The sequence below is a fragment of the Clostridium sp. genome (genome assembly GCF_034179595.1).
In the GTDB taxonomy this organism is placed as follows: Bacteria; Bacillota; Clostridia; order Clostridiales; family Clostridiaceae; genus Clostridium.
Window position 1 is genome coordinate 1 of the sequence record NZ_JAXFPT010000030.1, and the last position, 10,958, is coordinate 10,958.

Annotated in this window: 9 protein-coding genes and 1 pseudogene; 9 read left to right on the top strand and 1 reads right to left on the bottom strand. The window is 27.4% G+C overall.

Annotation, left to right across the window (positions count from 1 at the left end):
• Both SPJ33_RS03525 and SPJ33_RS03530 read left to right on the top strand, forming a co-directional pair.
• Positions 1-483: pseudogene (locus SPJ33_RS03525) on the top strand (FUSC family protein); the annotation flags it as partial.
• Positions 484-731: 248 nt separating this feature from the next.
• Entirely contained in the window at positions 732-1,970 is a 1,239-nt protein-coding gene (locus tag SPJ33_RS03530) for a hypothetical protein (protein WP_321116597.1), read from the top strand.
• A gap of 291 nt (positions 1,971-2,261) precedes the next feature.
• Here SPJ33_RS03530 and SPJ33_RS03535 read toward each other — a convergent pair whose 3' ends face one another.
• On the bottom strand, positions 2,262-3,290 hold the full coding sequence (locus SPJ33_RS03535; protein WP_321116598.1) for a LacI family DNA-binding transcriptional regulator: 1,029 nt from the start codon (positions 3,288-3,290) through the stop codon (positions 2,262-2,264).
• A gap of 161 nt (positions 3,291-3,451) precedes the next feature.
• Between SPJ33_RS03535 and SPJ33_RS03540 the strand changes: the two genes are divergently transcribed.
• The 7 genes from SPJ33_RS03540 to aroD all read left to right on the top strand — a co-directional run.
• Positions 3,452-4,771 (top strand): sugar ABC transporter substrate-binding protein, encoded by a 1,320-nt coding sequence (locus SPJ33_RS03540; protein WP_321116599.1) that lies wholly within the window; start codon positions 3,452-3,454, stop codon positions 4,769-4,771.
• An 18-nt stretch (positions 4,772-4,789) separates the two neighbouring features.
• Entirely contained in the window at positions 4,790-5,659 is an 870-nt protein-coding gene (locus tag SPJ33_RS03545) for a sugar ABC transporter permease (protein WP_321116600.1), read from the top strand.
• A 1-nt stretch (position 5,660) separates the two neighbouring features.
• Complete coding sequence (locus SPJ33_RS03550) at positions 5,661-6,512, top strand: carbohydrate ABC transporter permease (protein WP_321116601.1); 852 nt, start codon at positions 5,661-5,663, stop codon at positions 6,510-6,512.
• A 34-nt stretch (positions 6,513-6,546) separates the two neighbouring features.
• On the top strand, positions 6,547-7,695 hold the full coding sequence (locus SPJ33_RS03555; RefSeq protein WP_321116602.1) for a sn-glycerol-3-phosphate ABC transporter ATP-binding protein UgpC: 1,149 nt from the start codon (positions 6,547-6,549) through the stop codon (positions 7,693-7,695).
• Between the two features lie 22 nt (positions 7,696-7,717).
• Positions 7,718-9,064, top strand: coding sequence for a glycoside hydrolase family 32 protein (locus SPJ33_RS03560; protein WP_321116603.1), 1,347 nt, complete (start codon positions 7,718-7,720; stop codon positions 9,062-9,064).
• Between the two features lie 82 nt (positions 9,065-9,146).
• On the top strand, positions 9,147-10,091 hold the full coding sequence (locus tag SPJ33_RS03565) for a carbohydrate kinase (protein WP_321116604.1): 945 nt from the start codon (positions 9,147-9,149) through the stop codon (positions 10,089-10,091).
• A 145-nt stretch (positions 10,092-10,236) separates the two neighbouring features.
• Positions 10,237-10,958: type I 3-dehydroquinate dehydratase (gene aroD, locus SPJ33_RS03570; RefSeq protein ID WP_321116605.1), on the top strand; the 722-nt coding region annotated here is incomplete at its 3' end.

The following is a 10,958-nucleotide window of genomic DNA, read 5'->3' on the forward strand; positions in this document are numbered from 1 at the left end:
TATATTATTAGTTTTAAATCTGCATCTAAAAGAGTTCCAATTCTTACTGCGAATTTATTGATGAGCCATGCAAGGGCATTAACACTTTTAAATTATAATAATAAAAAAGAAGAAATGATTAGCATTAAAGAAAGAATATCAATGGATTTTATGAATCTAGAAGTAGCATATACAGCTGCATTAGGTGAGTTTTCACGTGGTAGTAAAAAGTTTGAAATGTTTTGGCCTGCATTTTCTTCTTTAGAACATATGAGTTATCTTCTTTCTTATTTTATGTCCAAAAATAGGCTTAATTTATCTGATGAAGATTTATCTAAGTTAGTATTAATATATATAAGAATGGCTAATGATATAGAACAAGGAAATAATATTAAGTATAAGGAAAAGATTTTTATAGAAGAAATTCCGGAATATTGTAATGAATTTAATATGCTTCAAGAAGCACTACATATAGATAGTAAGGTTAAATACTCAGTGAGTTAAAAAAGAATATATAAGATTTAGGGAGTTCATAGAAATAAAGTTAAGTATTTCTATGAACTTTTTAATGTTTCAGATGTGGATTAATTTCTAGAATGTATTAAAGGCTAAAAGTTGGGGATAATATCAGTTATGATAGGATGGAATCTATAGAAAATAGCTTAAGAACTTAGATAAAATGTGAGAAAAAATACGGAATTTGAAATAAAAATCATAATAGTGTATAATTATAAGTGCTAGGAGGTGTATTTTTGAATAAAGTTTCAATAAAAATAGCACTAGCGTATGTTGGTGTGATTGTCGGAGCTGGATTATCCTCAGGTCAAGATATACTACAATATTTTTTAAGTTTTGGTAAAGTTGGAATGATTGGTATAGTATTTCTTGGCATCTTAAATATTCTTTTTGGACGTATTATCGTCACTCTTGGATGTTATTATCAATCTAATAATCATCAGGATGTTTTAACACAGATATCAAATCCTTTAATAAATAAAATTATTGATTTTTCTATTATACTTTCTAATTTTATCATAGGTTTTGTAATGATTGCTGGAGCAGGTGCAAATTTAAAGCAACAGGTAGGTCTGCCTTCATGGGTAGGAGCACTAATCTGTTCTGTTCTTATTATTTTAGTTTCTTATTTAGATTTCGATAAGATTACAGGAATACTTGGGATATTTACTCCCATACTTATTGTAATGATTTTCTTTATTGCTGCATTTACATTTGTAGGAAAATCATATGATTTCAATCAACTTGATATAACAGCCAAATCTATAAAATCTTCTATGTCCAATATTGGATTTTCAGTAATAAATTATTATGCACTTTGTGCAATGACAGGAGTATCTATGGCTTTTGTTATAGGAGGATCTGTAGTACGTATAGGTGTAGCAGAGAAAGGTGGAACAATTGGGGGAATAATAATAGGGATTATCATTGGAACAGTAGCAGCAACGCTTTTTGCTAAAGTTGATATTGTAAAAGATGCTGAGATACCTATGTTAGTATTAGCTAATAATATAAGTCCTATTTTCGCATATTTTTATACATTCACAATATTTGCCCTTATTTTTAATACTGCTTTTAGTTTAGATTATGCACTAGCAAAAAGATTGGCTGGTAATAATATAAAAAAAACTAAGATATTTTTAATAGTAATTGTAATTGCAAGTTATGCTTTTAGTTTCCTAGGATTTAGAAAGCTTATTTCTATGATGTATCCTGTACTTGGATATATAGGGATTATTCTATTAATTGTGCTTGTAGTAGCTTGGTTAAAAGAAAAAGAAAATATACGTGAAGAAAAATTTATTAGAAGAAGGATGATAAGACTTTACAAAAGAAAGACTGACAAAAATTTAGAGTATACTCAGAAACACCAAAAAGAATTTAATAAATTAGGAGAAGAATCTTCTATTGATACAAATGAGATTAAAGATACAGTTAAAGAATTTGTAGATAAAAATTCAGAAACAGACAATTAAACAATAGTATAATTTAATTATAATTGATTGAGCAACATAATATGTTTTAATAAGCATCTATCAAAAATGATAGGTGCTTATTTTTCAAATACTTCACTAAGTTTGCTTCAAGAAGCGATGCATATAGATAGTAAAGCTGAATATAGAGATTGAGGATGGTATATACCATACTCTTTTTATAGCGTAGACAAATTAAATGTAAAACTATAGCTAAAAAATTTTAATTTGATAATGTGATAACTTCCTTTGAATATTTATTTCTATATTTAAAAATTATTTATTATCTAATTTTTATGAATAATTTTTAGAACTTGTCGTTTCTCTAATAAATAAGTTTGTATCTATAGTTATATGATCAATTGAATGCAACTTATTTTTTTTCTTTAAATTTATTTGTCTTAAAAGAGATTTCATAGCACATTCAGATATTTTTGTAATATCCTGACCAATAGTAGTTATAGGTATAATGGCTTCTTTACAAATAGGAGAATTATCAAATCCTATTAATTCATATTCACCTGGTATAGATTTTTTGTTTCTAACAAGGATATTTAAAAATATGTTAGCATATGTATCATTACTTAAAAATATTCCTTTTTTTTGTCCAGTATATTTTTTTTCTATATCTGTATAGATTTTATGTAATGAATCATAACTTTCTTCAAATGAGCTTCCTAAATCAGAAAAATAAATTTCATAATTTTTGTTATTTTTTTTACAAGTTTCCTTAAACCCTTCAATACGTTTGTAAGCAGGTATGTTTTTGTCAACATGACTATTTATATGAATCAATATATCACAGTTGTTATCAATTAATAAATTAGTTGCTTTGACAGATCCAGAATAGTTATCACTATTGATACTAGAAATGAATTCGTCTTCACGTTCTATAGCTACTATTGGAATATTTAAATTTTTTAATGTTAATGAATCTATAGAATGACTTAACATAATAAGACCTTCTATTTTGTATGACATTAATTCTTTTATATATTTTATTTCTTCATCAGGATTTGAATCTCCCAAAAAAACTAGAAATTTATAATTATATTTATTATAAGTTTGTATCAGGTTGTTTAAAATTTGAGAATAGTAATGAAGAAAAAGGTTAGGTATTATTATACCTATCATTTCTGTATTTCCACTAGCTAAACTTCTAGCAACTTTATTTTCTGTATAATTTAGTTCTGTTAATGCTTTTTTAATTTTTTTTATTGAATCAGCCGATAATGTTTCTGGAAAATTAAAATATCTAGAAATAGTTGTTTTAGAAAAGTTTGTATATTTGGCTATGTCATCAAAAGTTATATTCTTTTTCATGTAGTACCCCCTTTTATATAAGTAAGTATAGCACAGAAAATAATTTAAGTAATAAAAATTTTTTTCAAATTATTGACATGTAAATGATTTCGTGTTACAATTTTTGTAAAATAACCGGTTACATAAGCAGTTACAATATTATTTAAAAGGGGGAAGGGGAAATGAGAAAAATTTGCAGTTTTATTTTATTAGTATTTTCTTTAAATCTTACAGCATGTTCTTTAGGAAAAGAAAATACTTCAAATAAAAAGATGCAAGGATATGATGCAGGTGAAGAACTTATAACTATGTGGGTACATGTTATAGAAGAAACTACAGAAGGACAAGCTTATAAAAATTCAATAGAACGATTTAATGAAAAATATAATGGTAAGTATTATTTAAGTGTCGAATTTGTCCCTCGTAACGAAAGTGGAGGTGGATATACAGACAAGGTTAATTCTTCAGTAATTTCAGGTGGACTCCCTGATATAATAACGGTTGATGGACCTAATGTATCAGCTTATGCAGCTAATAACATTATACAACCTATGGCAGAATTAACTAAGGAAGAAAAGGAAAAATATTTGCCATCTATAATAGAACAAGGAACTATAAATGATAAATTATATTCATTAGGGGTCATGGAATCAAGTACCTTATTTTATTATAACAAAGATATATTGAAGGAATTAGATATAGAAGTTCCATCTTTTGATAATCCATGGACTTGGGATGAATTAAATGAAATTTGCGAAAAAGTAAAAGATTATTTAAGTAAACAAAATGGATATGCAATAGATATGTCATTCCCAGCAGGTGAAGGAACTACTTATTTTTATGCACCATTTATATGGTCAAATGGTGGGAATTTCGTAAGTTCTGATGGATTAGAAGTTAATGAAATATTTAATTCAGATAAGAATGTAGAAACGCTTAATTATTTTAAACAACTTACTGAAAAGGGATATATACCTAAATATGCAATTGATGATTTATTTGTTTCAGGAAGAGCAGCATTTAAATTTGATGGAGCATGGGGAATTAGTAATATAAGACAAAATTATCCAGACTTTAATTTGGGAATAGCACCATATCCAGTATCAAATGATTGGAGTGGGGAAAAATATACTCCAACTGGAAGCTGGACATTTGCAGCTACTACAGCTTGTGAAAATATAGATGCTGCAACTGAAGTAATTAAATTTTTAACTAATTCAGAGAGTGGAGTAGATATGTATAAATTAACTGGTAATTTACCATCAACTTATGAAGCTTATGAAAATATAGATGAATTTAAAGAAGATGAATTATTTAAGACTGCATATTCTCAATTAGTTAATTATGGACATCCAAGGCCAAAGTCACCAGCATACCCTCAAATAAGTACTTCATATCAACAAGCTATTGAGGGAATGTTGTTAAATGATGAAGAAGCAGAAGAAGCCTTATATAAGGGAATGAGAAGAATAGAAGATAAATTACTACGCTATAAAAATTAGAAATTAGGGGTGGAAATAATGAATAAAACAAGAGAAAAAATAATGGGAATGGCGTTTTTTGGACCAGCATTAGTCCTGCTAACAATATTCTTATTTATTCCTATGATTTTAACATTGATATTTAGTTTTACTGACTTTTTTACGTTGAATCCAAGCGATACTAAATTTATAGGATTTCAAAATTATACTAGATTATTTAATGATGAATTATTTGGTAAAGCATTCTTTAATACAATAAAATTTGCTGTTATAGTAGTTCCATTACAAATGGGTGGAGCATTATTATTAGCACTTGGAATAAACAAAGTTACTCATTGTAAGAAATATTTTAAAATAGCATTTTTCATTCCAGTTGTAATGTCACTAGCAGTAGTTTCAACTTTGTGGATGCAGATATATAGTCCAGAAGGGATATTGAATAATATGTTAAATGCTGTAGGAATATCATCTCAACCGTTTATATATAGTAAAGAGCAAGCACTTAATTCTATATCAGCATTAAGTATATGGCAAGGAATGGGATATCAAATGATTATATTTCTTGGTGGTTTACAAGCTATATCCCCAAGTTTATATGAAGCAGCTGAAATTGATAATGCAAGCGAATGGAGTAAGTTTTGGAATATAACGATACCAGAATTAAAACCTATATCAATATATATACTACTAACAATCACAATAGGGGCATTTAAGTTATTAGTTCAACCAATGGTAATGACAGGAGGAGGACCAGCATTTTCTACTTACTCACTTGTATATTATATATATGATACAGGAACAGTTAATTGGGAGATGGGATATTCTTCAGCTATGTCAATAGTATTTGCTATTATAGTTATTGCATTAGCAGGTATCCAATATAAGCTTACAAATAAAAAGGAGGATTAATATGATTTCAGGTAAAGCAAAAAAGTTCAATAAAATTCTTACTGCTTTTATGTTGATATTATCATTATTCTTTTTGTTTCCTATAATATGGATGCTAGTAAATTCTTTTAAAACAGAAGCAATGATAACACAAGATATGAACAGTTTAGCAGCTTTTCTTCCACCACTAAGTTTTGAAAATTTCTTTGATAATTATATAACTGTTATTACAAATAGCAATTTAATGAGGTATATGTGTAATACTTTAATTTATGCTGCTATATTAATAGTTTTAAGTATAATAGTCAATGGATTAGCAGGATATGCTTTAGCAAAAATAAATTTTCCATTTAAAGAAGGATGGGTATTTATAATACTATTATTAATGATTGTTCCTATGGAGACTATATCTATAATACACTTTTTAATGATTGCTAAAGCAGGATTGTTGAATACTGTAGTTGGATATATACTTCCAATGATAGTAAATCCTTTTAATATATTTTTATTTAGACAAGTATTTTTAAAATTACCAGATGATTTATATGAAGCAGCACAGCTTGATTATTGTGGTCCACTAAAATATTTCTTTAAGGTAGTTATACCAATGTCAAAATCTATAATCGCAACAGTTGGAGTATTTACTTTTTTAGGAATATGGAATGATTTCCTATGGCCATCTTTAGTATTTACATCAAGTAGTTTATTGACAGTTCAAATAGGATTAAATTCAATAACAGCAAATGACAATATTACAACAGGACAAGTTTTAGCAACTATAACAATAGTTACAATACCAATATTAATAGTATATGCTTTATTCTCTAAGCAATTGGTAGAAGGAGCAATGTCATCAGGATCAAAAGAAGGTTGATTTTCTAAGTTAAAAAGAGAGGTTGAGAAATATAATGGGGTTTATAGAATTTAAAAATATAGAAAAACAATATAAAAATGCAACTAAAAAATCAGTTACTGATTTTAATTTATCAATAAATGAAAAGGAATTCATAGTATTTGTAGGTCCATCAGGATGTGGTAAATCAACAACTTTAAGAATGCTTGCAGGATTTGAAGAAATAAGTAATGGAACAATTTCAATAGATGGAGTTGTAGTTAATAATAAAGCGCCTAAAGAACGTGGAATATCTATGGTATTTCAAAATTATGCATTATACCCACATATGACTGTAGAAGAAAACATATCTTTTGGATTAAAAAATATAAAAACTCCTAAAGATGAAATAAAAAAGAAAGTAGATTGGGCAGTTAAAGTTTTAGGATTAGAAGAATACCGTAAACGTAAACCTAAAAATTTATCAGGAGGCCAACGTCAAAGAGTTGCGCTTGGAAGAGCTATTGTTAGAAATCAAAAAGTATTTTTAATGGATGAACCATTAAGCAATTTAGATGCAAAATTACGTGTTAGTATGCGTAATGAAATAAGTAAATTGCATAGAACACTTGGAGCAACTACTATTTATGTTACTCATGATCAAGTGGAAGCAATGACTATGGCAGATAGAATTGTAGTAATGAAGGAAGGTATAATACAACAAATAGGAAGTCCTATAGAATTATATAATAATCCAAAAAATAAATTTGTTGCTACTTTTATTGGTTCACCGGAAATGAATTTTTTAAATGTAGAAATTAAAAATGATGAAGTTATTTTAGAAAATAGAAAGAAAATAAAAATTCCTGAAGGAGTACTTAAAAAACTTAATGGTAGACAAGGAAAGGTATTTATGGGATTGAGAAGTGAAGATATAAAGTTAGATTATCTAAATATGGAATTATATAATGAAAGTATTCTTACTTCTACTATAGAGAATAAAGAAGTTATGGGAAATGAAAATAATTTATATTTTAAAATAGGAAATACATCTGTTGTAGCAAGGGTAGGAAAAGAAGAGCTTAAAGAAATAGGTGAAGATTTTAAATTTGTTATAAATATGAATAAAGCTTATTTCTTTGATAGAGAAACAGAAGAAAGTATATTATATACTGATAAATCTTCTTCTTTTGATGTAAAAACAAAGGAAAGTATATTATTGTAATAGATAAGTGGAGGAAGTAATAATGAATAGACCAAAAATACATTTAACAGCACCTAAAAATTGGATAAACGATCCTAATGGATTTATATATTATAAAGGAGAGTATCATATTTTTTATCAATATTTTCCTTATGATACTCAATGGGGAACTATGCATTGGGGCCATGCAACAAGTAAGGATTTAGTAAATTTTGAACATCATGATATAGCATTATTTCCAAGTAAGGAATTTGATAGAAATGGATGTTTTTCAGGAAGTGCATTAATAAAGGATGATAAACTTTATTTGTATTATACAGGGGTAAAGTATTTAACTTATGATAAAGAAAATATTCATAAATCTTTTGGAAATGATGCATTTGAAGCCTGTCAAGCAAGCATAGTTAGTGAAAATGGATATAATTTTGATAATTTTAATGATAAAAAATTAATAATACCAGCTATAAAAGATTTAAAGTTAGGACATCCTACGCATACTAGAGATCCTAAAGTTTGGAAATATAAAGATAGATATTCGATGATTCTTGGAAGTAAATTTAAAAAAGAAGATTCAGATAAGTATGTAGGTGAAGCATTATTTTATACAAGTGATGATGGAGAAACATGGGAATATAAGAATAGATGCTTTGATGAAACATTAGGCGATATGTGGGAATGTCCAGATTTAATAAATGTAGATGGAAAATATATTTTAATAATGTCTCCTGAGCATATAACAAATGATGGTGTTAACTATACAAATAATTCTATTTATTCTATTGTAGATTTTGATGAAGAGACATGTGAAATGAAAATTACAAATGAATATAAATATTTAGATGAAGGTCTTGATGTTTATGCACCTCAAACTACTTTGGATAAGGACGGAAAAAGAATTGTAATTGGATGGGTTCGTATGCCTAAGAAGTTTGATGGAGAAGAGTGGATTGGAATGATGACACTTCCAAGGGTAATAAATGTAATAGATGATAAAGTACATTTCACAGTTCCAGATTATATACAAAACTTATTTACAAAAGAAATAAGTGTATCTGAATTCAATCTTGATACACCATGCAGAATAAAAACAAAATTAACAGTTGATGGCAAAATTAATATTGGTGGATATAGAATATCTGTAAAAGATGACTGTATAATAGCAAATAGAAAAGATGTATTTGTTGAAAGTGACTTTAAGGCAGTAGAATTTAAATCATGTAAGTTAGACGGAAGATATGATTTGGATATATTTATAGATAAGGGTATAGTAGAAGTATTTATAAATGATGGAGAATATGTAATTACAAATGTTGTTTACAATATGAATCAATTTATTGAGTATAGTAATGCTTGTGAATTTAAAATATTTGAAATTATTAATAAAAGATAACTGTATCAATAAAAAATAATTGAGACTACTCTGATTCTTAAAGTTAGAGTAGTCTATTTAAGTATTAGTGGAGGTATAAATAATGAAAAAGGTATTATGTGCAGGAGAAGCGTTAATTGATTTTGTATCAAATAAACCAGGAAATTCTTTGAAGAATACTGAAGGATTTATTAGAAAGGCAGGGGGAGCACCAGCAAATGTTGCAGCAGCAATATCAAAGCTTGGTGCAGAAGCATATTTCTGTGGAACTGTTGGAGATGATTTTTTTGGAGAATTTCTAGAAGATACTTTTAAGAAAAATAATATTAATACTGAAATGATGATTAAAAGAAAAGACAAAAATACTACTTTGGCATTCGTATCATTAAAGGAAGATGGAGATAGAGATTTTAAGTTTATGAGGAATGCAGATGCAGAATTAACTTTTAATGAAATTAGAGATAAAATTAATCAATTCGATTTGTTCCATTTTGGAAGTGCCACAGCATTTCTTGATGGAGAATTGAAAAACACATACTATAAATTAAAGGAATATGCAAAGGAAAATAATAAGATAATAACTTTTGATGCTAATTATAGAGATGCGCTATTTGATGATAATAAACAAGAATTTGTTAAGTGCTGTAAAGATTTTATAAAGGATAGTAATATAGTTAAACTTAGTGAAGAGGAAGCTATTTTAGTAAGCAATATTAATAATATAGAAGATGCAGCTAGATATATTGTAAATTTAGGTTGTGAAAATCTAATAATAACTCTTGGGAAAAAAGGAGCATTACTTACAACAAAAGAAAAGCAGATATTAATACCAACAGAAGAAGTTAAAATGTTAGATGCAACTGGTGCAGGAGATGCTTTTATAGGAGCTGTTATTGCACAATTGTTAAATGATTGTAATAGAGATATGGAAGAAATAATTAAAATTGCAAATTTAGTTGGTGGTATTACTACAACTAAAATAGGAGCATTAGAATCAATTCCTACATGGAATGAAATAGAAGATTTTATAAAAATCAAAGAAGTTTAAAGATAAAGTCAGGTATTTTGTTAATAGAAATAATATATTTTTTATATTTATTTGAGTATTGGGATAGTTTTAATATTTTGATTTATAATTATAATATAATTTATTATTTTTATATTATATAAATGAGAAATAGGGAGATAAAGTAATGAAAAAAGTTGTTCTAGTAAGAAACCTAAGAATAGGTGAAGGAATTCCTAAAATATGTGTGCCTCTTGTAGGGAAAGGTAGAGAGGATATAATAGAAGAGGCAAAAAATTTAACAGATGTTAAGTTTGATTTAGTAGAATGGCGTGTTGATCATTATGTAGATGCTTTAGATTTAGAAAAAGTTAAAGAAACCTTAGTAGAACTTAGAAAGGTTTTAAATGATATACCTATTTTATTTACTTTTAGAAGTTTAAAAGAAGGTGGAGAAAAGGAAGTTTCAGTTGAATATTATAAAAAACTAAATAAGGAAATTTCAGCAACAAAGAATGTTGATTTAATAGATGTAGAGCTATTTACTGGTGATGAAATAGTAAAAGAAATTGTTGAATTTGCTAAAAATAACGGAGTTAAAGTTGTAATGTCAAATCATGATTTTTTTAAAACTCCAAGTAAAGAAGAAATAGTAAGTCGTTTATGTAAAATGCAAGATTTAGGAGCAGATTTACCTAAAATAGCAGTTATGCCACAAAGTACAGCAGATGTACTTACGCTTTTATGTGCTACAGATGAGATGGTAACAAAGTTTGCAAAAACACCAATTATAACAATGTCTATGGCAGGACTTGGTGTGATAAGCCGTATATCAGGAGAAATATTTGGATCAGCACTTACTTTTGGAGCTGCAAAGGAAGCATCAGCACCTGGACAATTATCTGTTGA

Bases quoted from the DNA above. Each gene is read 5' to 3' on its own strand.
- SPJ33_RS03535 (WP_321116598.1), bottom strand. From the start codon at position 3,290: ATGAAAAAGAATATAACTTTTGATGACATAGCCAAATATACAAACTTT.
- SPJ33_RS03540 (WP_321116599.1), top strand. From the start codon at position 3,452: ATGAGAAAAATTTGCAGTTTTATTTTATTAGTATTTTCTTTAAATCTT.
- SPJ33_RS03545 (WP_321116600.1), top strand. From the start codon at position 4,790: ATGAATAAAACAAGAGAAAAAATAATGGGAATGGCGTTTTTTGGACCA.
- SPJ33_RS03550 (WP_321116601.1), top strand. From the start codon at position 5,661: ATGATTTCAGGTAAAGCAAAAAAGTTCAATAAAATTCTTACTGCTTTT.
- SPJ33_RS03555 (WP_321116602.1), top strand. From the start codon at position 6,547: ATGGGGTTTATAGAATTTAAAAATATAGAAAAACAATATAAAAATGCA.
- SPJ33_RS03560 (WP_321116603.1), top strand. From the start codon at position 7,718: ATGAATAGACCAAAAATACATTTAACAGCACCTAAAAATTGGATAAAC.
- SPJ33_RS03565 (WP_321116604.1), top strand. From the start codon at position 9,147: ATGAAAAAGGTATTATGTGCAGGAGAAGCGTTAATTGATTTTGTATCA.